The following is a 25840-nucleotide window of genomic DNA, read 5'->3' as shown; positions in this document are numbered from 1 at the left end:
GTCCGCCCGGCGGCCGAGGAGACAGCATGAATACCAACCAATGGTTCCTGCTGATCGGCGCGTTGATGCTGGCGCGCGGCCTGGCGGCGGCGACCATTTCGCGCTCGCCGTTCACCTCCGCCATCGTCTACCTGGTGGTGGGCATGCTGCTGGGGCCAAGTTGCCTCAACCTGTTCAGCTTCGACCCGACCAAGGAGTCCGGACCGCTGGAGATGCTGGCCCAGGTGGCGCTGCTGATCTCCCTGTTCTCGGCCGGCGTCAAGATGCCGGTGCCGTTCACACTCGAACGCTGGAGCGCGCCATTGCGCCTGGCCTGGCTGTCGATGGCGCTGACGGTGGGACTGGTGGCGCTGTTCGCCTACTACGTGCTGCACCTGCCGGCCGGCGCCGCCGTGCTGCTGGGCGGCATACTCGCCCCCACCGATCCGGTGCTGGCCACCGATGTCCAGGTGCGCCATGCCGGCGACAAGGACCAGCTGCGCTTCAACCTGACCTGCGAGGCCGGCATGAACGACGGCAGCGCCTTCCCCTTTGTGCTGCTGGGTCTCTCCATGCTGCATATGAGCGAAGCGGGCAATGTCAACGAACACCTGATCCACTGGCTGCTGGTCGATGTGCTCTGGGCCACGGCGGGTGCGCTGCTGGTCGGCGTGGCGGCTGGCGCCGGGCTGGCGCGCCTGAGCTGGCGCCTGCGCGTCATGACGCCGCGCCAAGACATCATGGACGATCTGGTGGCCCTGGGCCTGATCGCCGTGGTGTTTGCCGTGGCCAGCCTGCTGAAAGCCTCCGGCTTCCTGGCCGTATTCTTCGCCGCGGTGGCGCTGCGCCAGACGGAATTGAAACTGGCCGGCGCGCCGAAAGATCCGCAAGGCTTGCGCGAACCGGACATGGCGAAATCCGAGGCGGCAAAATCCGACGAAACCGAAGGCGTGCCGCTGGTCGTCAGCAACGAATCGCTGGTGTTCAAGGAGCACCTGGAACGCCTGTCCGAGCTGACGCTGGTGCTGCTCCTGGGCGGCATGATTTCGCTGCGCGACCTGCCCTACGAAACCATCGGCGTCGCCGCCTTCCTGTTCGTGGTGGCGCGGCCGCTGTCGGTCTACGTGGGTCTGATGGGCAGCGGCGTCGGCAAGCGCATGCGGGCGATGATAGGCTGGTTCGGCGTGCGCGGCATCGGCTCCATCTTCTACCTGGTGTACGCGATTGAAGCCGGCCTGCCGCCCAACATCGCCGGGCAGCTGACCGGCATTGCGCTGGGCGTCATCATGCTGTCGATATTGGTACACGGCTTCAGCGTGAAGCCGTTGATCGATACTAAATGATCGCCGCGATGGCCATGCCCACCTCGGTGGTGCTGGCCGTGCCGCCCATGTCCTGCGTGCGCGGGCCCTCGACCAGGCAGCGCTCCACGGCGGACACCATGGCGTCGTGCGCATCGGTGTAGCCGAGGAAGTCCAGCATCATCGCGCCGCACCAGATCATGGCGATCGGATTGGCGATGTTCTGGCCGTAGATGTCCGGCGCCGAGCCGTGCACCGGTTCGAACAGCGACGGGAAGGTCCGCTCCGGATTCAGGTTGGCCGACGGCGCAATGCCGATGGTGCCCGCGCAGGCCGGCCCCAGGTCGGACAGGATGTCGCCAAACAGGTTGGACGCCACCACCACATCGAAGCGCTCCGGCGACAGCACGAAGCGCGCCGCCAGGATATCGATGTGGTACTTGTCGTGCCGGATCTCCGGGTAGTCGAGGCCCATGGCATCCACGCGCTCATCCCAGTACGGCATGCTGATCGAAATGCCGTTGGACTTGGTGGCCGAGGTCAGATGCTTTTTCGGCCGCTTCTGCGCCAGTTCGAACGCGAACTTCAGCACGCGGTCCACGCCGGTGCGGGTGAAGATGGCTTCCTGCAGCACGAACTCGCGATCGGTGCCTTCGAACATGCGGCCGCCGACGCTGGAGTATTCGCCTTCCGTGTTCTCGCGGACGATGTACATATCGATATCGCCCGGCTTCTTGTTCGCCAGCGGGCAAGGCACGCCGGGCAGCAGGCGCACCGGACGCAGATTGATGTACTGATCGAACTGGCGGCGGAACTTCAGCAGCGATCCCCACAGCGACACGTGGTCCGGCACCGTGTCCGGCCAGCCGACGGCGCCGAAGAACAGTGCATCGTAACCATTCAGCTGCTCCTTCCAGTCGTCCGGCATCATCTTGCCGTGCTCCAGATAGTACTCGCAGCTAGGCCACTCGAAGCTGGTCCACTCGATGCCGATGTTGAAGCGCTTGGCCGCCGCCTCCACTGCGCGTATCCCTTCCGGCATGACTTCCTTGCCGATGCCGTCGCCTGCCAGCACTGCGATTTTATGTACTTTCATGTCCGCTCTCCTTCTTGGAAAGCCACAGCATAAACCGATTTCACTCGTTTATAATTGCTATAAATGTAAAGCAATGGAACACGAATCGTGGATAATCGTATCGACAACGAAGACCTGCGCGTCTTCGCGACGGCGGCGCGCAAGGCCAGCTTTGCGGCGGCGGCCGAGGAACTGGGCATGTCGCCAGCCTACGTCAGCAAGCGCATCGCCATCCTGGAGCAGATGCTGGGCGTGCGCCTGTTCCACCGCACCACGCGCCGCGTGGTGGTCAGCGAGGACGGCGAACGTGTCTACGCGCACGCGATGACCATTCTTGAAAACCTCGACAGCATGCTGCACGAAGTGGCCGAACGGCGCGACGTGCCGCGCGGCCTGCTGCGCATCTGCAGCAGCTTCGGCTTCGGCCGCAACCTGGTGGCGCCGGTGGTGGCGCGGCTGGTCGCCGAGCATCCATCGCTGCAGGTGCGTTTCGAAGTATTCGACCGCCTGGTCGATATTGTCGCCGAGGGCTTCGACCTCGACATCCGCGTCGGCGACGAGATCGCGCCGCACCTGATCGCCCGCAAGCTGATGGCGAATCACCGCATCCTGTGCGCCTCGCCGGCGTATCTGGAGCGGCATGGCACGCCGCGCAGCCTGCAGGAGCTGTCAGGCCACAACTGCCTGGCGATCAAGGAACGCGACCTGCCCTTCGGCGTATGGCCGCTGCGCAGCGGCGGCGCCGAGGAAAACGTGAAGGTGACCGGGTCGCTGTCCTCCAACCACGGCGAAATCGCGCTGCAATGGGCGGTGGCCGGCGCCGGCATCGTGCTGCGCTCGCGCTGGGACGCGCAGCCTCACCTGGACAGCGGAGAGCTGGTGCAGGTGCTGCCGCAGTACACGCAGAGCGCCAATGTCTGGGCGGTCTATCCGCAACGGCTCGCCGGTTCCGCCAAGGTGCGCGTCTGCGTCGAGTTCATGGAACAGCAGCTGGCGCAGAAATAGCCATCACCTTGTCCGGCGTGATCGGCGTGCTGCGCACCCTGCGCCCGGTGGCGTGGTAAATCGCGTTGCAGATCGCCGCCGATACCCCGACCAGGCCAATCTCTCCCACGCCTTTTGCACCGATACGGCTGACGATGCGGTCATCCTCCTGCACGAACAGCACGTCAATGTCATGGATGTCGGCATTGACAGAGACGTGGTATTCGCCCAGGTTGTGATTCATGAAGCGCCCGAGCCGGTGATCGCAATGTGTCTCCTCGTGCAGCGCCTGGCTGATGCCCCACACCACGCCGCCGATGATCTGGCTACGCGCCGTCTTGGCGTTGATGATGCGGCCTGCCGCGATGGCGCTGACCACGCGGGTCACGCGCACGGCGCCGAATTCCGGGTCCACGCGCACCTCGCAGAACACCGCCGAATGCGTTGAGCGCTGGTACTTCATCTGCTTGAGCATATTCGGCAGCATCAGGTACTTCGCTTCCAGCCGCTGGTTGCCGCTGCCGTGCATGATCTCGACCAGGGAGACTGCAACGCCAGGCTGCGACGATACCCGCAGCGAGCCGCCGCAAAACTCGACGTCGGCAAAGCGCGTCTTTGCCAGCGGAGAATCCGGCAGCTTTTGCGCCAGCTTGAACAGCTTCTTCTGCAGCTTTTCGCACACGCCCTGCACCGCCGACCCCACCGTCGCCACGTGCGAGGAGCCGCCCTCGATCGGCGCCACCGGCAAGGTCGAATCGCCAAGCTGGAATCGCACATTTTCCAGCGGCAGTCCCAGCGCGTCGGCCGCGATGATGCTCATCGCCGTGTAGGTGCCGGTGCCGATGTCGGTGGCCGCGCTGCTGACCACCAGCGTGCCGTCCGCACGCAGCACGGCGCTGGCGCGGGCGAACATCTGCATGGCGTCCCACATGCCGGTCGCCATGCCCCAGCCGATCAGTTCCCGGCCCTCGCGCATCGTGCCTGGCTCCAGCGGCCGCCTGTCCCAGCCGAAGCGCGCCGCGCCTTGCTCGTAGCAGGCGCGCAGCTCCTTGGTGGAATACGGCAGGCCGCGCGACGGGTCGATTTCCGCGTAATTCTTCAGGCGCAGCGCCAGCGGGTCCATCTTCAGCGCATACGACAATTCGTCCATTGCCACTTCCAGCGCGTGCACCCCGTGCGCCGCGCCGGGTGCGCGCATGTCCATCGGGCTGGCGTGATCGAGGTCGACCAGCTGGTAGCCCAGGCGCACATGCTCGCATTGATACAGCTCGCCGGACCAGTTGACCACCACTTCCACATAATCTTCGATACGCGAGGTTTCGGCCACCGCTTCATGAATGATGGACGTCAGCGTGCCATCCGGATCGGCGGCCAGGCGCACGCGCTGCAAGGTTTCGGGCCGGTGGCCGAAGGTGAACATCTGCTGCCTTGTCAGCACCACGCGTACCGAGCGTTCCAGCTGCAGGGCCGCCATCACCGCCAGCGGCAGCTGATATTGCGGACGCAGACCGGAGCCGAAGGCGCCGCCCACATACGGATTGCGCACCGTGACCTTGTCCTTGGACAGGCCGAACACGTGCGACACGTACCAGCGGCTGTTCTGCGAGCTTTGCGTCTTGTCATAGATGGTCAGGTGGCCGTCCGCGCTGCGGATCACCGTGCTGGCGAACAGCTCCATCGGATTATGGTGTTCCACGCCGCTGTAGTATTCGCCCTCGATCTTGATATCGGCCTTGTCCCACATCTCATCCGCATGTCCCTTGGGCGACGGCGGCGGCGTAAAACCGGCCTTCATGCGACTGGGCTTGTAAGCGCGGCCGCGATTCTCTGTCAGCGAGGTGGCGTGCGGCTCGCAGGCGTAACCCACCTGCACCAGCCGCGCCGCATAGCGCGCCGCTTCGAAGGACTCGGCCACCACCAGCGCCACCGGCTGGCCGCTGTAGACGATCTGGCCGTCGTACAGCGGACGGAATGGCGCGCCGCCCGGAGCCGTCATGTCCTTGTAAAAGATATCGAAGGAACGGATGCGCGGACGATTCAGGTGCGTGATGACTTCCACCACGCCAGGCACCGCCAGCGCCTCGTCGCTGCGGATGGACTGGATGCGGCCTTTGGGAATCGTGCCGCTGACCACCACGCCGTACAGCAGATCGTCGGCCGGATACTCGGCGGCGTAACGCGCCTGGCCGGTGACTTTGTCGCGGCCATCCACGCGCGAGACGGCCATGCCGATGCTGACCGCGCCCGTGCCCTGATCCGCAGACGGTGTGCGGAGTTCTTCAATCAGATCTGTCACGTGGCGCTCCCTGTGTTGTCATGCGTGCCGGCGGCGGCCTGCTCCAGTGCGCGCACCACGGCGCGGTGCGCCAGCGTTATCTTGAAATTGTTGTCGCCTTGTCCTCGCGCCCCGGCCAGCAAGGCGTCGGCGGCGCGGACAAAGTGCTCCGCGGTCGCCGGATGACCAGCCAGCAGCGATTCGGCCGCAGGCACACGCCACGGCTTGTGCGCCACGCCGCCCAGCGCCAGGCGAGCCTCGCGCACCACGCCGTCGTCGCCGATGTCCAGCATGGCGGCTACCGACACCAGCGCAAACGCGTATGACGCGCGGTCGCGGATCTTCAGGTAGGCCGAATGCGCCGAGAATTGCGCGGCGGGCGGCAGCTCAATGTGCGTAATCAGTTCGCCGTCCGCCAGCGTCGCATCGCGCTCCGGCTTATCCTCCGGGAGGCGGTGGAGGTCGGCGAAATCGATCTGCCGTTCACCGGATGCCGACCGCACGTGGACAATCGCACCCAACGCAGCCAGCGCCACGCACATGTCGGACGGATGCACAGCGATGCAATGCTCGCTGGCGCCGAGGATGGCGTGCTGGCGCGTCAATCCGCCGATGGCGGAACAGCCGGCGCCAGGCTGGCGCTTGTTGCACTGCGTGGCGACGTCATAGAAGTAATGGCAGCGTGTGCGTTGCAACAGGTTGCCGCCATTGCTGGCCATATTGCGTATTTGCGGCGAGGCGCCGGCCAAGATGGCTGCGGTCAGCAACGGATAAGCATTGCGCACCAGCGGATGGTAGGCCGTATCGGCATTGCGCGCAGTCGCGCCGAGCAGCAGGCCGCCGTTGGCGCCGGGCGCAATCGCATCCAGCGGCAGGCCGTTGATGTCGATCAGTGAGACCGGCCGCATGACAAATTCCTTCATCAGGTCGACCAGGTTGGTGCCGCCGGCGATGAAGCGCGCGCCGACGTCGGCGTGCGACAGCGCCTCGCTGGCGTCGGCCGGGCGGAAATAGGCGATCGGATTCATGCCGGCACCGTCCCAGGCTGGTAGGGACGATCCGGATCGTCCCCGCGCTGCGTCAGCCCCATCACCTCGGTGACGGCGGCGACGATGCCGGGATAGGCGCCGCAGCGGCAGATATTCCCGCTCATGAGTTCACGCACTTCGGCCACCGTCTGCGCCTGGCCTTCGTTCATCAAGCCGACGGCGGAACACAACTGGCCCGGCGTACAGTAACCGCACTGGAAAGCGTCATGTGTGATGAACGCCTGTTGCAGCGGATGCAGTTGCTGGCCGTGCGCCAGTCCTTCCACGGTAGTGACGTCGCGGCCGTCCTGCATCACCGCAAGCGTCAGGCAGGAGTTGATGCGTCGGCCGCCGACCAGCACCGTGCAGGCGCCGCACTGGCCATGGTCGCAGCCTTTCTTGGTGCCGGTCAGGCCGGCGCGTTCGCGCAGCAGGTCAAGCAGCGAGACCCACGCTTCCACTTCGAATTGCCGGGATTCGCCGTTCAGTTGCAGGCGCACTGGGTAAGTGGAAGTCATCATGCCCCTTGTTCGTTTTTCAGGATGCCGCGTACATTGGTCACCATCAGGCACAGTTGCAGTCCGATGAGCGCCCACGCGTCGTCATGCCAGCCCCACGCGATCCACAGCGCGTTGCTGACGATGAAGGTGATGAAGCCGATCTTGCGGCGCAGCGGCGACTTGGAGCCGACCAGCAGTCCGGCCAGCACGGTGATGACCATGGCGGGCCATTGCAGCAAATCGAGCCAGTCGCTCATGGGCAGACATCCCTCTGGTTGTGATGCCCCAGCATGTGCCATGCCACGGACATGGTATGTGCGGCAGCACACGGCTAGCGGCACCGCGCCAGTGCGTGCGCGGCTTAACAGACAGCGTCAGCCATGTCGGCCCATCATGGTCCAAACCTCAGGAAAACCGCATGGAAATCGACCGTCTACCTTACGCCTCGGCGCACACGCTGGCCCAGGCGCTGGCGCAACTGGACCCGCAGCAGACACCGGGCGAACAGCTTGCACAGCTGATCGCCGCCGGCCAGGACCAGCTTCCGCTGCCCGTACGCGGCGCCACGCTGCAGCGCTGGCAATGCCTGGCGCTCGCGGCGCAGCACGATCTGGCGCTGGTCAAGCTGTATGAAGGCCACACCGACGCACTGGCGATTCTGGCGGAGCTGGACGGTCCGTCGCGCCCGGGCGCCGCATGGGGCGTATGGTGTGCGGAGTCGCCGGATGCCGCCGTGGTGCTGCGCCATAAAGGCGCCGGCGAACAGGTCATCTCGGGCCGCAAGCAATGGTGCTCCGGCGCGGCGGCGCTCAGTCATGCGCTGGTCAGCTGCAAGGATGCCGACGGCGGGCGGCATCTGGCCGCTGTGGCGCTGCGCGGTCCCGGCGTCACGATCACGGATGAAGGCTGGCACGCGGTTGGCATGGCAGCCACCGGCAGCGTGGACGTAGTCTTTGACGATGCGCCGGCGATCCCGGTTGGCGACACCGGCGCTTATCTCAGCCGGCCGGGCTTCTGGTATGGCGGCGCGGGCATCGCGGCCTGCTGGTACGGCGCGGCGCAAGCCTTGGCTGCTTATCTGCATGCCGCCGCGCGCGGACCGATGCAGCCGGATCCGCATCGCCTGGCGCACCTGGGCGAGGTGGACGTGGCGCTGGGCGCCGCCGCCGCCCTGCTGCACGCCACCGCCGCTTCCATCGACCGCTCGCCCGGCGCTTATGCCGGCAGGATGGCAATGCGCGCGCGGCTCGCTGCGGAAGCGGCGGCCAATCAAGTTCTGACCCACGTCACGCGCGCGCTGGGCGCCGGCCCGCTGTGCCGCGACGCCCGCTTTGCGCGCCTGGCGGCCGACCTGCCGGTCTTCCTGCGCCAAAGCCACGCCGAGCGCGATCTGGCCACGCTGGGCAGCCTGCTCACACAACAGGAGGAAGCGCCATGGGCGTTATGACCGAACCGCATACGCGTGCGCCGCAACCGGCGGAGCGCCTGATCGCCGGGCGCGGCACGCCGGACGCCGAGTGGCAGGCCTGGGGCGGCCTGGCGTCGCTGCCGCCAGTCACCGTCGCCGAACTGGTGCCGGCATATCGCCGCGCCGTCATCATCGCGCCGCACCCGGACGACGAAGTGCTGGCCTGCGGCGGCCTGCTGCAACAGCTGCATGCGCAAGGCACGCAAACGATACTGGTAGCCGCCACCAACGGCACCTCCAGCCATCCCGGCTCCGCCCATCTGACGCCATCCGACCTGGCGCGGCTGCGCCCACAGGAAAGCGCAGCCGCCTTGCAGACACTGGGGCTGGCGCCGCAAGTGCTGCGCGCCCGCCTGATCGACGGCCAGGTCCGCGCCAGCATGGAGCACCTGCACACGCTGCTGATCCAGCTATTGCGCCCCGGCGACGTGGTGTTCGTGACCTGGCGCCAGGACGGTCATCCCGACCACGAAGCCTGCGGCCTGGCCGCCTCGTTGGCCGCCCGCGCCTGCCGCGCCACGCTGATCGAGATGCCGGTATGGAGCTGGCACTGGGCCGCGCCGGGCGACCGCCGCGTGCCATGGCACCGCGCCTGCCGGCTGGACCTCAGCGCCGAGGAGCTGCAGCGCAAGCAGCAGGCCATCCAGTGCTTCCAGACCCAATTGAACGACGATCCATCCACCGGGCAGCAGGCGATCCTGCCGCCGCACGTGCTGGCCCGCCTGCTGCACCCATACGAAATCTACTTCACATGACCGACCACTTCCAGCAGCTGTACGAACAAAGCGACGATCCATGGCAAGTGCGCCAACGCTGGTACGAACAGCGCAAGCGCGCCGTGCTGCTGGCCTCCCTGCCCGCGTCCCACATGCGCCACGTCTTCGAACCGGCCTGCGGCAACGGCGAACTGACCGCCGCGCTGGCCCGCCAGGCCGACCGCGTCACCGCCACCGACCTCTCGCCCGCCGCCGTCCAGCTGACCCGCGACCGCCTGGCAGGCGCCGCGCCGGGGCGCGTCTCCGTCGAATGCCAGCGCATTCCGCAGCAGTGGCCGCAAGACAGCCTGTTCGACCTGATCGTCATCAGCGAAATGGCCTACTACCTGAACACCGCCGAATTAGACCAGCTGCGCCAGCGTTGCATCGACACGCTGGCGATGGACGGCGCGCTGCTGCTATGCCATTGGCGCCACCCATTCGCCGACCGCCAGCTGTCCACGGAGGCCATCCACGGCGCCTTCGACGACTGCCCGGACCTGCACCGCATCGCCCGCCACGACGAAAGCGACTTCCTGCTGGACGTCTGGTCGCGCAGCCCGCGCTCGGTGGCGCAACGAGAAGGAGTATCGCCATGATCGGCATCGTCATTCCCGCCCACAACGAAGAGCTGTACCTGGACGCCTGCCTGCGCGCCGCCCGCGTGGCCGCAGCCGACCCGGCCCTGCACGGCGAAGCGGTGCGCATCACCGTCGCGCTGGACAGCTGCACCGACAACTCGCTGGCCATCGTCGAGCGCCACGCCGCGCAATCGGATCAGGGCTGCATCATCGACTACCTGTGCGTCGGCGCGCGCAACGTCGGCGTCACCCGTGCCGCCGGCGCCCGCCACATGCTGGAACACGGCGCCCGCTGGCTGGCGTTCACCGACGCCGACACCCAGGTATCGCCCAACTGGCTGGCGCAGCAACTGAGCCTGAATGTCGACGTGGTGTGCGGCACGGTCGCCGTGGAAGACTGGTCACCGCACCGCGACAACGCGGAACTGCTGCGCCGCCACTTCCACAACAGCTACACCGACGCCGACGGCCACCGCCACATCCACGGCGCCAACATGGGCGTCTCGGCCGCCGCCTACCTGCGCGCCGGCGGCTTTGAACCGCTGGCCTGCAGCGAGGACGTGGCGCTGGTTGAAGCGCTGCGCCGCAATGGCGCGCGCTTCGCCTGGAGCGCCGCGCCGCGCGTGACCACCAGCGCGCGCTGCGACGCCAAGGCACGCGGCGGCTTCGGCGACACCCTGCTGCGTTACGCTGAAAGCGCGCGCATCGCCGCGACCACGGCAACCGCAACGGGAATTTAAAGCCGCGTACCGCAAAATATCGTACCATTGCAGTTCAGGACGTAGCCAGCCAGCCGCCGCCACGCAATCCCCGCATGCATCACCGGCCGACGGCGGCCGCAAAGGAGTCCTCATGACGCCACCTGTCATCACCGCACCACTGGACGCGCCGGGCGGCGCCAACGGCCAGCGCAGCGTCAACGTGCGCGGTCATGGTCCCTGGTGGCGGCGTTTTCTCAGCTTCGCCGGCCCCGGTTACCTGGTGGCGGTCGGCTATATGGACCCGGGCAACTGGGCCACCGACCTGGGCGGCGGCGCCGCCTACGGTTATTCCCTGCTCTGGATCATCGCCCTGTCGAGCTGCATGGCGATGCTGCTGCAGATCCTGTCGGCGCGGCTGGGCATCGTGGCGCAGGCGGATCTGGCGCAGCTGTGCCGCCAGCACTCGTCGCGCCGTTCGGCGATCGCCCAGTGGCTGCTGTGCGAACTGGCCATCTGCGCCTGCGACCTGGCGGAAGTGATCGGCACCGCCATCGCTCTCAAGCTGCTGTTCGGCATACCGCTGACCTACGGCGTGATCCTCACCGCGCTCGACGTGCTGGCCATCCTGTGGTTGCAGCAGCGCGGCTTCCGCTACCTGGAAGCCTTCGTCATGGCGCTGCTGGGCGTGATCTTCCTGTGCTTCGCCGTCAACCTGGCGCTGGCGCAGCCGGAATGGCGCGCGGTGGCGGCGGGCTTTATCCCGACCACGCAAACGGTGACCGATCCCGGCATGCTGTACCTGGCCATCGGCATCATCGGCGCCACCGTCATGCCGCACAACCTCTACCTGCACTCGTCCACCGTGCAAAGCCGCCGCTTCAGCGCCAGCGACGACGGCACGCGCAAGGCGCTCACCTTCGCGGCGGCCGACGTCGTGGTGGCGCTGGGCCTGGCCTTCCTGGTCAATGCCGCCATCCTGATTACCTCGGCGGCGGTATTCCACACCAGCGGGCACGCCCAGATAGCCGACCTGGAAGAAGCCTACAAGCTGCTTGGCCCGCTGACCGGCACCGCGCTGGCCAGCATCCTGTTCGGCGTGGCGCTGCTGGCGGCCGGCCTCAGTTCCTCGGTCGCGGCCACGCTGGCCGGGCAGATCGTCATGGAAGGCTTCGTCAATTTGAAGCTGCCGCGGTGGGCGCGGCGCCTGATCACGCGCGCGCTCGCCATTGTGCCGGCGCTGTTCGTCACCATCGTCTACGGCGACCATGGCGTCACCAGTCTGCTGATCCTCAGCCAGGTGATCCTCAGCCTGCAACTGCCGTTCGCCATGTGGCCGCTGATACGCTACACCGGTTCGCGCGACATCATGGGCCGCTTCGCCACGCCGCGCCCGGTGGCCTGGCTGGCATGGGCCATGATGGTCCTCATCGTCGGCCTCAATGGCATTTTGTTATCGCGGCTCTAAATGAGTGTCAACCGGTCAGCGCAATAATTTATCCGGGGAAATTTGATCCAGATCATAAAATTTGTCGATGAGCTTTGATAGCCTGACAACGGCAATCACAAGGAGCCCATCATGTCGTACAAAAATATACTGGTTCATGCAGACCTGTCCCCGCACGCCGCGCCGCGCTATGCGCTGGCCAGTCAGGTCGCCCTCAACCACGAAGCCCACCTGGTGGGCGCGGCCTTTACCGGCCTGGATGTGGAAATCTACCGCAACGCCGCCTTCGCCTACGGCGGCATGCTGGCCGCGACCGACGTCCAGTCGATCAGGGACAGCGCCGAGGAAGCGCTGACCTCCTTTGTCGACATCGCCGCCATCTCCGGCGCCAGCTACGAGCGCCGCCTCAGCGACGACGACGCCGAAACCGGCCTGGTGATGCAAGCCCGCTACACCGACCTGCTGGTGGCAAGCCAGAGCGATCCCGAACTGACCGGCCCCGAACTGCTGCGCAAGCTGCCGGAACACCTGGCGCTGCACAGCGGCCGTCCGGTGCTGCTGCTGCCGTACGCCGGCCGCTACGCCCACATCGACCAGCATGCGCTGGTGGCCTGGGATGGCGGCCGCGCCGCCACCCGCGCCGTCACCGACGCGCTGCCGCTGCTGCGCAAGACCAAACGCGTGACGCTGGCGGTGTTCAACGCCCATACGCAGTACGGCGCGCACGGCGAGCAGCCCGGCGCCGACATCGCCCTGTACCTGGCGCGCCACGGCGTGGTGGTCGAGGTGACGCAACAAACCACGCCGCCCGGCCTCGACATCGGCAACGCCCTGCTGTCGCTGGCGGCCGACATCGGCGCCGACCTGCTGGTGATGGGCGCCTACGGCCACCAGCGCTGGCGCGAAATCGTGCTGGGCGGCGTCACCCGCCGCGTGCTGCAGTCGATGACGCTGCCAGTCCTGATGGCGCATTGAACGGAGTGGAAATGCGTATTGATACTTACCGCAGCAATTGCGAACGTTGTGTCCATTTTCCCCTGTGCGAGGGCACGGCAGACAACGACCAGATCGCCGGCCACCGCCTGCGCGTGCGCCGCCACGACAGCTTGTACCGTGCCGGCGAATCGCCGGGCAACCGCATTTACTGCATCCGCTCCGGCAGTTTCAAGATGGTGATGGCGCGGCCCGGCGGCGAAGAACAGGTGATCGGCTTCGCCATGGCGCCCGAGTTCCTCGGCCTGAACACGCTGGGCGCCACCGGCCACGTCGCCAGCGCCGTGGCCCTGGAGGACAGCGAAGTGTGCGTGATAGACTGGGACCGCCAGGCCTTCCGCGGCCGCCGCCAGCCGATGCAGCGCCTGGGCCTGCACGCCCTGCTGGCCGGCGAGATCCGCCGCGCCCAGCAGGCCACGCTGCTGCTGCACCACACCCATTCGCGCCAGCGCATGGCCGACCTGATGTTGAACCTGTCGCAGGCGCACCGCAGCAACGGCTATTCGGCGGTGCGCTTCCGGCTGCCCATGTCGCGCTGCGATATCGCCAGCTACATCGGCGTCAGCGCCGAATGCGTCAGCCGGCTGCTGGACCAGTTCCGCCGCCAGGGGCTGGTGCAGCTGCAACGGCGCGACCTTACCCTGCTCGATCCGGCCGCGCTGCAGCGCACGGCGGCCGGCGTGGAAAGCTGATCATGACCCATCGACTTGCCCTGACAACGCCTTCCGCAGCGGACAGCGGCCGCCGCTGCCAGAGCTGCCCGCTCAACGTGCTGTGCCTGGACGACGGCCCGCCCGACCGCGAGGAACAGGCCTGCATGGAGCAGCGCTGCATCCAGCTGCGCTGCGGCGACCACCTGTTCCGCGTGTCGGACGCGGTGGACCAGCACCTGCACATCATCCGCAGCGGCGACATCAAGCTGTACCAGCACGGCCGCGATGGCGGCCAGCACATCATCGAGTTCCTCGGCCCCGGCGCGTGGGTGGGCCTGGAATCGCTGAACGTGCAGGAACGCCACGCCGGCGCGGTGGCGCTGACCGATTGCGAAATCGCCACCGTGCCGTACACGCTGCTGACGGCGGTGCTGGACCGCCATCCGCGCAGCGCCGAGGCCTTCGGCCAGCTGTTAAGCTGTACCATCGCCCGCCACCAGCAGCATGCCGCCATGCTGCGCAGTACCTCGGCGGTGCAGCGCGTGGCGCAGTTCCTGCTGCACCGGCTGGAACAGGCGCAAGGCGCGGTGCGGGCGACGCTGCCGATGTCGCGCCAGGATATCGCGGATTATCTGGGATTGACCTCGTCCACCGTCAGCCGCTGCCTCAGCGCGCTGCGCCGGCGCGGCTGGCTGGCGATGGGCCAGCGCGCCTACACGCTGCCCGGCCTGCAGGATGTGGAGATGGTGGCGGCCGGCGCGCCGCTGGCGCTCGACTGCTAGTTGACGGCGGCCGGCACTTCCTGCCCGGCCGCCGTGCCGTGGGCGCGGCCGGCGACTTGCAGCGCGATCGCCAGCGCCGTGTCGGCCGTGGCCAGGTGCGCGTGAAACCACGGCAGTATCATCGCTGCCACCTTGCGGCCGTTCTCGATGTCGCCGGGCGCCAGGCCGTGCAGCGTGGCCAGCACCCGCGCATGCTGCTCGCGGTGGCTGCGGGTGGCCGGATAGTCGATCGCCTCCATCAACTGCTCCTCCAGCCGGAAGTCGACTTCCAGGCATTCCACCAGCCCGGCCAGGTGCTCCCCGAATTGCTCGTCCGGCCCGGACAGCAGCAGGTTGATCTGCTCGGCCAGCGCCGCGTGGGCTTCGTCAAACAAGGGTATCCCCAGTACCATGTCCGTCCCCAGCGCCGCGCTCAAAGCGGTCGTTTCCATGACTCCTCCTGAATGGCATTGCGGCCCGCGGAGGCGGACCCGGCTCACGCCACTATGCCAAGCCGCTTGTCAGAAATCCATGATCCAGGTCAAGCCCCGACGATTTGCCGTGCAGCAGCTAAAAATGGGGCCGCATGGCGTATAGTGTGGGCTGCCAGTCATTGCCGAGAAAGTATCATGGACCTGCATTACCTTAGCCCGCTGTTCGCGCCCAAATCCATCGTGGTGTTTGCCGGTCCGCCGGACCAGCCGGAGCGCCAGACCGCCTACGGCCGCAGCCTGTGCAAGCAGCTGCGCGATGGCGGCTACGACGGCGCTTTGACCTTCCTCGACGTCAGCATGACCGGCACCCTGGCCGACCTGGTGCAGTCGCGCGCCGACCTGGCGATGATCGCGCTGCCGCACGACGAACTGGCGTTCGCGCTGGAAGTGGCGGGCCGCATCCAGTGCAAATCGGCGCTGATCGTCTCGTCCGGCGTGACGCCGGAACTGGCGGCCGAACTGCACGACATCGCCCGCAAGCACGACCTGTATCTGCTGGGGCCCAACAGCCTGGGTTTCCAGCGTCCGCGCCTGAAGCTGAACGCCGGCGTGGCCGGCAAGCTGGCGCAAAGCGGCAGCCTGGCGGTGATCTCGCAATCGGGCGCGCTGACCTCGGCCATCCTGGACTGGGCCGGCATCAATTCGGTCGGCCTGTCGGCGGTGGTGTCGCTGGGACCGAATACGGCGATCGACCTGGCGCAGACGCTGGACTTCCTGGCCACCGATCCGGCCACCGAAAGCATCGTCATCTACATGGAAGGCATTACCGACGCGCGTCGCTTCCTGTCGGCGCTGCGCGGCACGGCCAACACCAAGCCGGTGGTCATCATCAAATCGGGCAACGCGGCGGCGGCTTCGCGCGCGGCGGCCACCCACTCCGGCATGCTGATCGGCAGCGACGAGGTGTTCGACGCGGCGCTGCGGCGTACCGGCGCGGTGCGCGTCAACACCTTCGTCCAGTTGTTCTCGGCGGCCAAGTGCCTGGCCTCGCGCTATCGTCCGGTGGGGCCGCGCCTGGCCGTCATCAGCAACGGCGGCGGCCCCGGCGTGCTGGCGGCGGACTGGCTGGGGCAACTGGGCCTGCAACTGGGCCGCCCCGGCGCCGCTTCGGCGCAGGCATTGGCGCCGCAGTTGCCGCAGCACGCCACGCTGACCGATTTGCTGGATCTGTCGGAGGAAGCAGGCCCGGAACACTACGCCGCCGCCATCCGCGCCTGCGCGCAGGACGCACAGGTCGATGGCCTGCTGGTGATTTATTCGCCCAAGCTGGATGGCGACCCGCTGGCCGTGGCGCACGCCGTGGCCGACGCCTCGAAAGGCCTGGGCAAGCCGCTGCTGGCCTGCTGGATGGGCGACGAACGCGTGGCGCCAGCCCGCAAGCTGATCGGCCAGGCCGGCCTGGCCAACTTCCGCACGCCGGAAGCGGCGGTGGACGGATTCGGCAACATCGCCGCGTTCTACCAGAACCAGCAGCTGCTGCAGCAAACACCGCCGCCCCTGTCGCAACTGGCCAAGCCGGACCTGGAAGGCGCGCGCCGGCTGGTGGAAAGCGTGCTGGCCGAGCGCCGCAGCGTGCTAACCGAGATGGAGTCGAAGGCCTTGCTGGCGGCGTTCCACATCCCGATCACGCCCACCATGCCGGCCCGCAGCGCGGCCGAGGCGCAACTGATCGCCGCGCAGCTGGGCTACCCGGTGGCGCTGAAAATCGATTCGCCAGATATCCCGCACAAGTCCGAGGTGCAGGGCGTGGTGCTGAATCTGGCCGATGCTGCCGCGCTGGGTGCGGCGTACGGCGACATGCTGGCCAATGTGCGACGTTTGCAGCCGGATGCGCGTATCAATGGTGTTACCGTGCAGCGCATGGCCGGCAAGCGCGATGGCCGCGAGCTGTATATCGGCGTCGCCAGCGATCCGCTGTTTGGGCCGGTGATCGGCTTCGGCGCCGGCGGCACCATGGTGGAACTGCTGAACGATCGGGCGGTGGAACTGCCGCCGTTGAACCCGTTCCTGGCGCAACGCCTGATTGACCGCGCGCGCGTGGCGGCCACCCTGGGCGAATGGCGCGGTGCGCCGGGCGTTGACCATCAGGCCATCGAGCATATCCTGCTGCGCGTGTCGGAGATGGTGTGCGAATTGCCGCAGTTGCGCGAACTGGATATCAACCCGCTGATCGTCGACCAGTTCGGCGTGCTGGCGGTGGATGCGCGCGTGGTGGTGGGCGTGGCGCCGCCATCGGCGCAGCGTTACGACCAGCTGGCGATCATGCCCTACCCGTCCAGCTATGCGCGCGAGTGGCCGATGCGCGGTGGTGGGCAGTACACCCTGCGTCCGGTGCAGCCAACCGATGCGGAGATGCTGCAGTCGCTGGTGCGTGGCTTGTCGGATCAGTCGCGCTATAACCGTTTTGCTTCGTCGTTGCGGGAACTGTCGGCGCAGATGCTGGCGCGGTACACCTTGATCGATTATGACCGCGAGATGGCGCTGGTGGCGGTGCTGACCACGCGGACTGCGGATGACGATGGCAGTTTTACCGAGACTGAGCAGATTATTGGGGTGTCGCGGTATATTGCCAACCCGGACCGCAGCAGCTGCGAGTTTTCGCTGCTGGTGGATGACAAGTTCAGTGGCCAGGGCCTGGGGACGCGGCTGATGCTGGAGATTATGGACGTGGCGCGCGACAAGGGTCTGAGTGAGACTGTCGGCCTGGTGCTGCGCAAGAACCGGGGGATGTTGCGACTGATGGGCAGCCTGGGATTCCAGATCCGTCCTTATGAGGATGATCCGGAATTCCAGCTTTGCACCAAACAGCTTTGACCCGCACTGCCTGGTGGGGTCTGACCCCGCTGGGGTCAGACCCCTAAGTGGTCAGGCATGCGTCGAGGCTAAAGCGTGCGGGGTAGACATTCATAGGCCGGGGGCTGTTCGGCATGCATCGCCCCCGCCCGGACTAACGCGTTGGGGGAAGCTTGTAACGCTGCTCCCGATACAGAATCGACGGCAGCACCACATGCGACATGGCCTTGTCCACCAACGCCGCATCCGGCACACCGCCGGTGGTCAATACCCCGGTCGCCGCATCGTAATTCCCCAGCAACGGCGCCTGCCCCGGGCGCAAAATTGTCGCCGACGAACCCTCCAGCCACGCAAAGTAATTATCGAACTGAATCAGCGCCCGGCCCGGGGTATCGCTATCCCGCGCCAGATCCCGGCCTATCATCGGATGCTCGCTCGACACGCCCATCAGCGACAACAAGGTCGGCGCCAGATCGATCTGGCTCGCAATCGTGGTGATGGTCTTCGGCTTCACGTCCGCACCCAGGATCAGGCCCGGAATATGAAACTTATTGATCGGCACCAGGCTGTCGCCATACACGCGGTTATCATGGTCGGCCACGATCAGGAACACCGTATCCTTCCAGTAGTCCTGCTTCTTCGCCTCTGCAATGAAACGGCCCAGCGCATAGTCGGCATACTTCACCGCGTTGTTGACGGTCTGCTTTTCCTTGTCATGCAAGGTAATGCGCCCATCCGGGAACTGGAACGGCTCATGATTCGACGACGAGAAAATCAGGCTGAAGAACGGCTTGCCGCTATCGTGCAAGGTCTTCAGGCGCTCCAATGACTTGTTGAACAAATCCTCATCCGACGCGCCCCAGCTACCTTCAAACACCGGATTCATATCGCGGCGATCCACCACCTTCTGGAAGCCGTTACCGGTAAAGAAGCCGCGCATATTGTCGAAGTGCGCTTCGCCGCCATACACAAACTCCGTGTGATAGCCCTGTTTGCCCAGACCAGCCGCCAGCGTGTAGAAATTCTGCTGCGACAGCGACAGCTTGACCACGCTGCGCGCCGGCGTCGGCGGATAGCCCGCCACCACCGCTTCGATGCCGCGCACCGAACGGGTGCCGGTCGCGTACAGCTGCTCGAACCACCAGCCGTCCTGCTTCAGCTTCTCCAGCTCCGGCGTCACCGGCAGGCCGCCCAGCGATTGCACGAAGGTCGCGCCCAGGCTTTCTTCCAGCACGATCACCAGGTTCAGCGGACGCTCGCGTTTCATCACCGCTTCCTGCTTGTGCAGCGTCGGCAGCTCGGCCGAGGTGAATTGCAGATCGCGCAGCCACGGCGCGCTCTTCACCGTCGGGATGACTTTCTCGCGCGGGTATTTGCCGTAGATCTCGGACGAATTGGCCTCGTGGCTCATGGCGCTGTAAGCATCCAGCACCGACCACGGCGAATTGATGATCAGCGAATTGACCATGGCGTCGCCCGTCAAGGCGAACATCGACGGATTCGCCGGACGATGCGCCATGGTGGAGCGGATCTGGAACGCCACCAGCAGCACCAGCAAAGGCCACAGCAACAGCAGCGGCAACGGACGCCAGGTGGTGATATCAACCGAAGCAGCTTTCAGCAGCTTGTAGATGGTTGTACCCAGCAGCACCGTGAACACGATGCCCAGCACCAGCGCGATGCGGAAGCCATGCCAAAGCGTGGCGATCACCTCGGTGGGATACGACAGGTATTCGATGAACAGGCGATTCGGACGGATATCGAACTGCATGATGAACTGCGGCGTCGACAATTCCATGAAGATGATGAGCACCAGCGCCACCGTGCCCCACACCACATTGAACATCTTCCACACGCGCAGCGTCTTCTGGTAGGCCAGCAACGGCGCCAGCACCACCGGCAAGACAATCAGATAGCCCAGCAGGATCAGGTCGGCGCGCACGCCCTGCACCAGCATCTCGCCGGGGATGCCGGTGGCCGAGACGCGCGTCCACTGCCAGGCCATCAGCCCGGCGCGCGACAGCGAAAAAATCAGCAGGCCAAGCAGCAGCAATTGCAGCACGCCGGCGAACGGGCCGGCCCACAGCGTCAGCCGCGCCAGCCAGGCCGCGCAGCGCGCCAGCCGGCTCTCAGGGCGATAAAACATCATTCGGCACCGAAGCCTGGGTGGGAGGCGATATAGGCGCCTGCGCCGGCGCCGGCACTCAGCATCCAGCTAATCAGCAGCATGAAGAACAGCACCATGCAGAACAGCGTGGCGATATTGCGGGCGTCGCGCGATGGCGCGAACACCGGCTTCTTGTCGTAGCCGACGCCGAAGAAGTAAGCGGCCACCACGGTGGTCAGGTAATGCACGGCGCCGAAGACTTCACCCAGTTCGCCCTTGCGTGGATGGTCCACCACCACGTTCGACAGGATCACCAGGCCGACGTAGATCAGCGAGGCCGACACCGGCGGCAGGTACAGGCCGAATTTCTCGACGAAGGTGCGGATGGCCGGACGCTTGCGCGCCAGCAGCGGCAGGAAGATGGTGTGGGTCAGGCCGACGATCACGATGATCTTCAGCAGCACGGCCTTATGCAGGCTGCTCTTGCCCAGCGCCAGATTGTGCAGATTGGTTTCGCCCTGGCGGTTATTCTGCAGGAAGAAGTCCGGCGGAATGATGTGCAGCACGCGCTGGAACCAGCTCACTTCTTCCAGCGCCGCCAGGCCGACCAGCGCCGACAGGAACACGAAGGCCGCCAGTTGCAGATTGATTTTCGGCTCGCGCTGCCACTGCTCCACCGCCAGGAAGGCCAGCAAGCCGGACAACAAGGTAAAGCACAGGAACTGCATCCACTCGACGATGCCGTCCTCCACCAGCAGGCGCCACATGGCGTCATGGTCGTGCGAGTAGGCCAGCGCCAGTCCCATCACGAAGAGATTGAGGAAGACCCCGACCGCGATCACCGGATGGACATACCACTTCTGTTCTGCCATGTACTACTCCCAGTTTTGAAATTATGGTTATATTAAAGTTGCTCAACACCACTGCCCGGTACCGATACCGGCACCAGCTCCGCCGCAGGCAAGCTGGCCGGCCGCGCGCGATAGTACCGCCGCGCCGCCACGATCACCGAACCGACCGCCCAGGCCCACAGCAGCGGATCGAGCAGCGCATCCCACAGATTCCCGGTCGGCAGGCGCAGCAGCGAGAACAGCAGCACGCTGGCCAGCAAGGCGGCGCCGCCGCTGACCGCCCAGCGCATCGTGAACGCCGCGGCGCCGGCCAGCGCGGCGGCGCCGGCCAGCAGCGCCGCCGCGTCGGAATCGAAGCCGCGATAATACAGGCCCAGCGCCAGCACGCCGAAAGCGTCCAGGTACAGCACCACGCCGACCAGCGTCAGCGCCAGCGCAAACGCCGGATGCAGCAGGAAGTCGACCGGCTTTTCCGTCCAGCGCGCGCACAGCGCCACCAGGCTGTAACCCGCCAGCAGGCCGCTCGGATACTGGAAGATCAGCGTCAGCCAGTAGGCCGGCGAGGCTTCGCCCGGCAGCGCCATGATGGCGGCGACGGTGATGGCGACGATCGCTCTCGAGCGCCGCGCCAGTTGCGGAAAAATGCGCGGCAACATCGTCGGCAGCACCGACAGCAGCATGGCGGCCGCAATCAGGCCCCAGGCGATGCGCGCATAGATGATCTGCAATGCGAGATCGGGCAGGCTCATAGAAGCTCCTTTCCCTCGGTGATTTTCAAACGGTGGTGGGCGATGGCGCGCCGCTGGTAGGTGTAGGTGATGTGCAGCTCGTCGCCGACCTGGAACATGGCCGGGTAGGAAAACTCGTCGCGCGGCTGGCCGCTGACGATGTCGGTCACGTGCTCCCAGTGGCGGCCGTCGCTCGACATCGACAGCGCCAGCGTGCTGCGCGCGGTGGCTTTGGAGGTGCCCTGGTTCCCCAGCATCAGCAAGGTGCCGTTATGCAGACGCAGCACCGCCAGCGAGGTGCCAAGATTGCGGATCCTGGTCGGCCCCAGATCGTCCCAGCTTTCGCCGCCGTCGTGGCTGACCGCCTGCTGCACCACCGAACCTTCTTTATTCGCGTCGCGCATCCAGGCGCGCACTTCGGTGGGCGACACCTGCACCAGCGTCGGCTGCAGCGAACGGGTACGCGCGCCGATGCGGGTCAGGCGCTGCGGATCGCCGTGGGCGTCGAACGACACCAGCATCGGATATTTGTGACCGATCTCAAAATACACCGGCAGCCACCAGCCGCCGTCCGCCAGCCCGACCGGCGTCGCGCGCACCAGCACGCTGGTATTGAACACCGGCGACATCGGCAGCACGCGGCGCACCTTGAAGGTCGCGCCCTCGTCGTTCGATTGCAGTTGCACCACGCGCGACGCGGCCCAGCCGCCCATGCCGGTGGCCACCACGTACAGGTGGACGCTACCATCCAGAGCGGTCCAGGCGACGGGATTGCCGATGCGGCGCACACCGTGGCCCAGTGCCTTGCCGAGCGACTCGCGGCTGGCCACGACCCAGTTGTCGCTCCATTTACCGTTGCGCCAGCGCGAGGCGTACACCTTGACGTCCGGCCCGCTCTCGCGGCTGCCGGCCCACCAGAACGAAATCAGGTCGCCATGCGGCAGCTGCGCCAGGGCGCTGGCGTGCGCCGACGGCACGCCTTTCGGCATCGGAATGATGGCGTGGGATAGTTCGGTCAGGGTGATGGCGGGCGGCGCCTGCACGGCGGCCGCATCCGGCTGGGCGTGATGTTCCACCGAGCGCGACCAGCGCCAGCCTTCGGCGCCGGCCACGGCTGCGACAACGATTATGCATATCAGCGCTGCCAGTTTGCCTGGCCGCTGCCCAGGTGGGCGTGAAACTCCCATTCCGTCTCCAGAGATCGGGACATGAAGGAAGCGCTGGCGTGTTTCCCTTGCCCAAAAATTAACTACTTCCTTGACATGACGGCTTGTGGCCATCCTGCTTATGGAAGAAGTCGGTATCCTACAGGAAAATGTAGCGTTTATGTAAACGATACCGATTCTTAGAATCGCGCGTCGGTCCGCCAAACTTGATCTGTGGCATTTTTTTTTGCTAACACGCGGCTTAGACTGGGCGTTGCGCGCGGCGCGCCCCCGCGCGCCGGCCCAGCCACAGGAAGCCCGCATGCTTGCAGACCCCAGCGAATTGGACCGAACCGCCAGTAACATGATGCCCGCCGATGCCGAAATCCAGCAGCGCCTGCTGTTTCTGGAGGTCACGGACGAAGACATCAGGCTGTTGCGCCAGATCCATCCGCTGCTGCAACCGCGCCTGCCGGAAGTCATCGCCGGCTTCTACCGCCACCTGCAGACCATGCCGGTGCTGCGCATTCTGCTCAAGGACAAGGCGGTGCTGGACCGCCTACACCACCTGCAGGCCAGCTATTTCCAGAGCCTGACCGCCGGCGACTACGGCCCCGACTACGTGCGCCATCGGCTGCGCGTGGGCCTGGCGCACCAGCGCATCGGCCTGGCGCCGGAGTGGTATATCGGCGCCTACCGCAAGTACCTGGGCGAGCTGGGGCCGCTGCTGCAGGAATTGATGCAAGATCGTCCAGGACAATTCCTGCCGACCTACAACGCGCTGATGAAGGTGGCCAGCTTCGACATGGGCCTGGCGCTGGACACCTACATCAAGGCCAGCCGCCAGCAGCTGCGCGAAAGCGAGGCGCGCTTCCGCGGCGCCTTCGGCCAGGCGGCGGTCGGCCTGGCGCAGCTGTCGGCGGACGGCCGCTGGCTGCGCGCCAACCGCAAGCTGCTCGACATCGTCGGCTACACCGAAGAAGAACTGCGCGGCATGCATGTCTCCGACCTGGTGACGCCGGAAGACTGGCAGATCGACGCCCCGCTGCTGCGCGCGCTGGCCGACGGCGAGCTGGAAACCTCGTCGCGCGAAAAACGCTATCTGTGCAAGGACGGCCGCCGCATCTGGGTCAAGGCCACCGTCACCGCCATGCAGCCGGACGGCAGCCACGCCTCGCTGGTGGCGGTGGTGGAAGACATCTCGCAGCGCAAGCAGTACGAGGAGGAGCTGATGCATCTGGCGCGCCACGACGCGCTGACCGGCCTGGCCAACCGCACCTTGCTGCTGGACCGCGTGTCGCAGGCGATCGCGCAGGCGCGCCGCAGCGGCAACCAGGTGGCCATGCTGTTCCTCGACCTGGACCGCTTCAAGACCATCAACGACAGCCTGGGGCATGACGCCGGCGACCGCGTGGTGGTCGAAGTCGGCCGCCGCCTGAAGCAGGCGGTGCGCGACGCCGATACCGTGGCGCGCTTCGGCGGCGACGAATTCGTGGTGCTGATGCCCGAACTGCCGACCGAGCATATCGCCGCCGCGCTGGCGCAGAAAATCCTCAACGCGCTGTTCGAGCCGATGCTGATCCACGGCCACGAGGTGGCGCCGGCATGCAGCGTCGGCATCAGCCTGTATCCGCGCGACGGCGCCGACGGCAAGGTCCTGCTGAAAAACGCCGACGCCGCGCTTTACCAGGCCAAGGCCATGGGACGCGGCAATTACCAGTTCTATTCCGAGGAAATGAACGCCCGCACGCTGGACCGGCTGACGCTGGAGAGCGGCCTGCGTCACGCCGTCGAACGCGGCGAGCTGCAACTCAAGTACCAGCCGCAGATCGACCTGGCCAGCGGCGACATCATCGGCGCCGAGGCGCTGCTGCGCTGGCACCCGGCCGGCCAGCACCTGATCATGCCGGACGCCTTCATCAGCATCGCCGAGGAAACCGGCCTGATTGTGCCGATCGGCGAATGGGTGCTGCGCACCGCCTGCGCCCAGCAGGTGGCGTGGCGGCGCGCCGGCCTGCCCAACCTGCGGGTGGCGGTCAACCTGTCGGCGCGCCAGTTCCGCCAGCCGGGACTCGATGCGATGGTGGCGCGGGTGCTGGCCGATACCGGCTGCCCGCCCGGCCGGCTGGAACTGGAGATCACCGAATCGGTGCTGATGGAACGTCCCGACAGCGCCGCCCAGACCTTGCAGCGACTCAGCGACATGGGCGTGCAACTGGCCATCGACGATTTCGGCACCGGCTATTCCAGCCTGTCCTACCTGAAGCGTTTCCCGATCAATGCACTGAAGATCGACCGTTCCTTCGTGCGCGACATCGCGATGCATAGCGCCGACAACGACGACGGCGCGATTGCCGCCGCCGTCATCGCACTGGCGCACAGCATGGGGCTGACCGTGGTGGCCGAAGGCGTGGAAACGGCGCGGCAGCGCGACTTCCTGCGCGCGCTGCATTGCGACCAGGCGCAAGGCTTTTACTTCAGCGAGCCGATGCCCGCGCCGGCGCTGGAACACCTGTTTATCAAAGGAGAAGCAAGCAAATGATGTTACACATCCCCGGCGTTCTGACGCCAGAACAAGTCGCCTTCATGCGCCAGCGGCTGCGCGACGCCGAATGGATCGACGGCCGCGCCACGGTCGGCACGCAAGGCGCGCAGGTCAAGAACAACCTCCAGCTGGAGGAATATTCGCCGCTGGCGCAGGAGCTGGGCCAGATCGTGCTGGATGCGCTGGCGCGCAATCCGCTGTTCTTCTCGGCGGCGCTGCCGCTGCGCACCTGCCCGCCGATGTTCAACCAGTATGCGGGCGGCGGCACCTACGGCAACCACGTCGACGGCTCGATGCGCCGCGTGAAGACCACCGGCCAATGGCTGCGCACCGACGTCTCCACCACCCTGTTCCTGACCGATCCGGACGAATACGAAGGCGGCGAACTGGTGGTGGAAGACACTTACGGCACCCACGAAGTCAAGCTGCCGGCGGGCGACATGATCGTCTATCCGTCGACCAGCATACACCGCGTGGAGCCGGTCACGCGCGGCGCCCGCATCTGCTCCTTCTTCTGGACCCAGAGCATGATCCGCGACGACATGAAGCGCTGCCTGCTGCTGGACCTGGACCGCAACATCCAGGCGCTGCGCGCCAGCGTCGGCGATTGCGATGAACTGGTCAACATCACCGGCATCTACCACAACCTGCTGCGCCAGTGGAGCGAGGCCTGACCTCC

At 66.3% G+C, this 25840-nt stretch carries 23 protein-coding genes; 13 read left to right on the top strand and 10 right to left on the bottom strand.

What is annotated here, in order from left to right:
• Window positions 1-26: 26 nt before the first annotated feature.
• The gene (locus GJ698_RS01465; protein ID WP_154355804.1) at window positions 27-1322 is read left to right on the top strand and encodes a cation:proton antiporter; all 1296 of its coding nucleotides are present in this window, start codon (window positions 27-29) and stop codon (window positions 1320-1322) included.
• Here the strand turns inward: GJ698_RS01465 and GJ698_RS01460 are convergent.
• Window positions 1315-2376, bottom strand: coding sequence for a tartrate dehydrogenase (locus GJ698_RS01460; RefSeq protein ID WP_154355803.1), 1062 nt, complete (start codon window positions 2374-2376; stop codon window positions 1315-1317). The genes GJ698_RS01465 and GJ698_RS01460 overlap by 8 nt on opposite strands.
• A gap of 87 nt (window positions 2377-2463) precedes the next feature.
• On the opposite strand from GJ698_RS01460, the gene GJ698_RS01455 reads away from it, so the two are divergent.
• Window positions 2464-3360 carry a LysR substrate-binding domain-containing protein gene (locus tag GJ698_RS01455; protein ID WP_371865096.1) on the top strand — a complete coding sequence of 299 codons (897 nt, stop codon included), beginning with the start codon at window positions 2464-2466 and terminating at the stop codon, window positions 3358-3360.
• Here GJ698_RS01455 and GJ698_RS01450 read toward each other — a convergent pair.
• From GJ698_RS01450 to GJ698_RS01435, 4 genes are all read right to left on the bottom strand, one after another.
• Window positions 3332-5566, bottom strand: a complete 2235-nt coding sequence (locus tag GJ698_RS01450) for a xanthine dehydrogenase family protein molybdopterin-binding subunit (protein WP_208023765.1) — start codon at window positions 5564-5566, stop codon at window positions 3332-3334. The two genes, GJ698_RS01455 and GJ698_RS01450, sit on opposite strands and share 29 nt — an antisense overlap.
• 65 nt (window positions 5567-5631) lie before the next feature.
• On the bottom strand, window positions 5632-6642 hold the full coding sequence (locus GJ698_RS01445) for an FAD binding domain-containing protein (protein WP_154355802.1): 1011 nt from the start codon (window positions 6640-6642) through the stop codon (window positions 5632-5634).
• On the bottom strand, window positions 6639-7163 hold the full coding sequence (locus GJ698_RS01440; protein ID WP_154355801.1) for a (2Fe-2S)-binding protein: 525 nt from the start codon (window positions 7161-7163) through the stop codon (window positions 6639-6641). The genes GJ698_RS01445 and GJ698_RS01440 overlap by 4 nt, the downstream gene beginning before the upstream one ends.
• Entirely contained in the window at window positions 7160-7399 is a 240-nt protein-coding gene (locus GJ698_RS01435; RefSeq protein ID WP_154355800.1) for a hypothetical protein, read from the bottom strand. The genes GJ698_RS01440 and GJ698_RS01435 overlap by 4 nt, the downstream gene beginning before the upstream one ends.
• A 161-nt stretch (window positions 7400-7560) precedes the next feature.
• Between GJ698_RS01435 and GJ698_RS01430 the strand changes: the two genes are divergently transcribed.
• The 8 genes from GJ698_RS01430 to GJ698_RS01395 all read left to right on the top strand — a co-directional run bounded on the left by GJ698_RS01430 (window position 7561) and on the right by GJ698_RS01395 (window position 14519).
• Window positions 7561-8589: an acyl-CoA dehydrogenase family protein gene (locus GJ698_RS01430; protein ID WP_208023752.1), complete on the top strand. Its 1029-nt coding sequence runs from the start codon at window positions 7561-7563 to the stop codon at window positions 8587-8589.
• Window positions 8577-9365 (top strand): PIG-L deacetylase family protein, encoded by a 789-nt coding sequence (locus tag GJ698_RS01425; RefSeq protein ID WP_229259784.1) that lies wholly within the window; start codon window positions 8577-8579, stop codon window positions 9363-9365. Before GJ698_RS01430 ends, GJ698_RS01425 begins: the two co-directional genes overlap by 13 nt.
• The gene (locus GJ698_RS01420) at window positions 9362-9964 is read left to right on the top strand and encodes a class I SAM-dependent methyltransferase (RefSeq protein WP_154355799.1); all 603 of its coding nucleotides are present in this window, start codon (window positions 9362-9364) and stop codon (window positions 9962-9964) included. The genes GJ698_RS01425 and GJ698_RS01420 overlap by 4 nt, the downstream gene beginning before the upstream one ends.
• Entirely contained in the window at window positions 9961-10686 is a 726-nt protein-coding gene (locus GJ698_RS01415) for a glycosyltransferase family 2 protein (RefSeq protein ID WP_154355798.1), read from the top strand. Before GJ698_RS01420 ends, GJ698_RS01415 begins: the two co-directional genes overlap by 4 nt.
• Before the next feature lie 112 nt (window positions 10687-10798).
• Window positions 10799-12112: an Nramp family divalent metal transporter gene (locus GJ698_RS01410; RefSeq protein ID WP_154355797.1), complete on the top strand. Its 1314-nt coding sequence runs from the start codon at window positions 10799-10801 to the stop codon at window positions 12110-12112.
• Between the two features lie 111 nt (window positions 12113-12223).
• Window positions 12224-13066: a universal stress protein gene (locus GJ698_RS01405; protein ID WP_154355796.1), complete on the top strand. Its 843-nt coding sequence runs from the start codon at window positions 12224-12226 to the stop codon at window positions 13064-13066.
• Window positions 13067-13077: 11 nt separating this feature from the next.
• Window positions 13078-13776, top strand: coding sequence for a Crp/Fnr family transcriptional regulator (locus GJ698_RS01400; RefSeq protein ID WP_154355795.1), 699 nt, complete (start codon window positions 13078-13080; stop codon window positions 13774-13776).
• Between the two features lie 2 nt (window positions 13777-13778).
• Complete coding sequence (locus tag GJ698_RS01395) at window positions 13779-14519, top strand: Crp/Fnr family transcriptional regulator (RefSeq protein WP_166454774.1); 741 nt, start codon at window positions 13779-13781, stop codon at window positions 14517-14519.
• On the opposite strand, the gene GJ698_RS01390 is transcribed toward GJ698_RS01395, so the two are convergent.
• Window positions 14516-14950 carry a bacteriohemerythrin gene (locus tag GJ698_RS01390; RefSeq protein ID WP_154355793.1) on the bottom strand — a complete coding sequence of 145 codons (435 nt, stop codon included), beginning with the start codon at window positions 14948-14950 and terminating at the stop codon, window positions 14516-14518. The two genes, GJ698_RS01395 and GJ698_RS01390, sit on opposite strands and share 4 nt — an antisense overlap.
• Before the next feature lie 177 nt (window positions 14951-15127).
• Here GJ698_RS01390 and GJ698_RS01385 point away from each other — a divergent pair, with 177 nt between their 5' ends.
• Window positions 15128-17806 carry a bifunctional acetate--CoA ligase family protein/GNAT family N-acetyltransferase gene (locus GJ698_RS01385; protein ID WP_154355792.1) on the top strand — a complete coding sequence of 893 codons (2679 nt, stop codon included), beginning with the start codon at window positions 15128-15130 and terminating at the stop codon, window positions 17804-17806.
• 133 nt (window positions 17807-17939) lie between these two features.
• Here GJ698_RS01385 and GJ698_RS01380 read toward each other — a convergent pair whose 3' ends face one another.
• The 4 genes from GJ698_RS01380 to GJ698_RS01365 are packed head-to-tail and all read right to left on the bottom strand — an operon-like array spanning window position 17940 to window position 22658.
• Window positions 17940-19934, bottom strand: a complete 1995-nt coding sequence (locus tag GJ698_RS01380) for an LTA synthase family protein (protein WP_229259783.1) — start codon at window positions 19932-19934, stop codon at window positions 17940-17942.
• On the bottom strand, window positions 19931-20764 hold the full coding sequence (locus tag GJ698_RS01375) for a hypothetical protein (protein ID WP_154355791.1): 834 nt from the start codon (window positions 20762-20764) through the stop codon (window positions 19931-19933). The genes GJ698_RS01380 and GJ698_RS01375 overlap by 4 nt, the downstream gene beginning before the upstream one ends.
• A 32-nt stretch (window positions 20765-20796) precedes the next feature.
• Window positions 20797-21492 carry a hypothetical protein gene (locus GJ698_RS01370; RefSeq protein WP_154355790.1) on the bottom strand — a complete coding sequence of 232 codons (696 nt, stop codon included), beginning with the start codon at window positions 21490-21492 and terminating at the stop codon, window positions 20797-20799.
• On the bottom strand, window positions 21489-22658 hold the full coding sequence (locus tag GJ698_RS01365; RefSeq protein WP_154355789.1) for a sialidase family protein: 1170 nt from the start codon (window positions 22656-22658) through the stop codon (window positions 21489-21491). The genes GJ698_RS01370 and GJ698_RS01365 overlap by 4 nt, the downstream gene beginning before the upstream one ends.
• Before the next feature lie 280 nt (window positions 22659-22938).
• Here GJ698_RS01365 and GJ698_RS01360 point away from each other — a divergent pair, with 280 nt between their 5' ends.
• Window positions 22939-25158 carry a putative bifunctional diguanylate cyclase/phosphodiesterase gene (locus GJ698_RS01360; RefSeq protein WP_154355788.1) on the top strand — a complete coding sequence of 740 codons (2220 nt, stop codon included), beginning with the start codon at window positions 22939-22941 and terminating at the stop codon, window positions 25156-25158.
• On the top strand, window positions 25155-25835 hold the full coding sequence (locus tag GJ698_RS01355; protein ID WP_154355787.1) for a Fe2+-dependent dioxygenase: 681 nt from the start codon (window positions 25155-25157) through the stop codon (window positions 25833-25835). Before GJ698_RS01360 ends, GJ698_RS01355 begins: the two co-directional genes overlap by 4 nt.
• Window positions 25836-25840 lie beyond the last annotated feature (5 nt).

Source organism: Duganella aquatilis (assembly GCF_009674565.1).
GTDB classification, from domain to species: domain Bacteria; phylum Pseudomonadota; class Gammaproteobacteria; order Burkholderiales; family Burkholderiaceae_D; genus Rugamonas; species Rugamonas aquatilis.
Note: the sequence above shows the minus strand (reverse complement) of the source record. Positions and strands in the feature narration are given on the sequence as shown.

What these genes read in the sequence shown, in the direction of transcription:
- GJ698_RS01360 (WP_154355788.1), top strand. Translation starts at nt 22,939, where the DNA reads ATGCTTGCAGACCCCAGCGAATTGGACCGAACCGCCAGTAACATGATG.
- GJ698_RS01365 (WP_154355789.1), bottom strand. Translation starts at nt 22,658, where the DNA reads ATGGGAGTTTCACGCCCACCTGGGCAGCGGCCAGGCAAACTGGCAGCG.
- GJ698_RS01435 (WP_154355800.1), bottom strand. Translation starts at nt 7,399, where the DNA reads ATGAGCGACTGGCTCGATTTGCTGCAATGGCCCGCCATGGTCATCACC.
- GJ698_RS01460 (WP_154355803.1), bottom strand. Translation starts at nt 2,376, where the DNA reads ATGAAAGTACATAAAATCGCAGTGCTGGCAGGCGACGGCATCGGCAAG.
- GJ698_RS01385 (WP_154355792.1), top strand. Translation starts at nt 15,128, where the DNA reads ATGGACCTGCATTACCTTAGCCCGCTGTTCGCGCCCAAATCCATCGTG.
- GJ698_RS01405 (WP_154355796.1), top strand. Translation starts at nt 12,224, where the DNA reads ATGTCGTACAAAAATATACTGGTTCATGCAGACCTGTCCCCGCACGCC.
- GJ698_RS01415 (WP_154355798.1), top strand. Translation starts at nt 9,961, where the DNA reads ATGATCGGCATCGTCATTCCCGCCCACAACGAAGAGCTGTACCTGGAC.
- GJ698_RS01395 (WP_166454774.1), top strand. Translation starts at nt 13,779, where the DNA reads ATGACCCATCGACTTGCCCTGACAACGCCTTCCGCAGCGGACAGCGGC.
- GJ698_RS01410 (WP_154355797.1), top strand. Translation starts at nt 10,799, where the DNA reads ATGACGCCACCTGTCATCACCGCACCACTGGACGCGCCGGGCGGCGCC.
- GJ698_RS01370 (WP_154355790.1), bottom strand. Translation starts at nt 21,492, where the DNA reads ATGAGCCTGCCCGATCTCGCATTGCAGATCATCTATGCGCGCATCGCC.
- GJ698_RS01355 (WP_154355787.1), top strand. Translation starts at nt 25,155, where the DNA reads ATGATGTTACACATCCCCGGCGTTCTGACGCCAGAACAAGTCGCCTTC.
- GJ698_RS01430 (WP_208023752.1), top strand. Translation starts at nt 7,561, where the DNA reads ATGGAAATCGACCGTCTACCTTACGCCTCGGCGCACACGCTGGCCCAG.
- GJ698_RS01380 (WP_229259783.1), bottom strand. Translation starts at nt 19,934, where the DNA reads ATGATGTTTTATCGCCCTGAGAGCCGGCTGGCGCGCTGCGCGGCCTGG.
- GJ698_RS01390 (WP_154355793.1), bottom strand. Translation starts at nt 14,950, where the DNA reads ATGGAAACGACCGCTTTGAGCGCGGCGCTGGGGACGGACATGGTACTG.
- GJ698_RS01375 (WP_154355791.1), bottom strand. Translation starts at nt 20,764, where the DNA reads ATGGCAGAACAGAAGTGGTATGTCCATCCGGTGATCGCGGTCGGGGTC.
- GJ698_RS01450 (WP_208023765.1), bottom strand. Translation starts at nt 5,566, where the DNA reads ATGGCCGTCTCGCGCGTGGATGGCCGCGACAAAGTCACCGGCCAGGCG.
- GJ698_RS01420 (WP_154355799.1), top strand. Translation starts at nt 9,362, where the DNA reads ATGACCGACCACTTCCAGCAGCTGTACGAACAAAGCGACGATCCATGG.
- GJ698_RS01440 (WP_154355801.1), bottom strand. Translation starts at nt 7,163, where the DNA reads ATGATGACTTCCACTTACCCAGTGCGCCTGCAACTGAACGGCGAATCC.
- GJ698_RS01445 (WP_154355802.1), bottom strand. Translation starts at nt 6,642, where the DNA reads ATGAATCCGATCGCCTATTTCCGCCCGGCCGACGCCAGCGAGGCGCTG.
- GJ698_RS01400 (WP_154355795.1), top strand. Translation starts at nt 13,078, where the DNA reads ATGCGTATTGATACTTACCGCAGCAATTGCGAACGTTGTGTCCATTTT.
- GJ698_RS01425 (WP_229259784.1), top strand. Translation starts at nt 8,577, where the DNA reads ATGGGCGTTATGACCGAACCGCATACGCGTGCGCCGCAACCGGCGGAG.
- GJ698_RS01465 (WP_154355804.1), top strand. Translation starts at nt 27, where the DNA reads ATGAATACCAACCAATGGTTCCTGCTGATCGGCGCGTTGATGCTGGCG.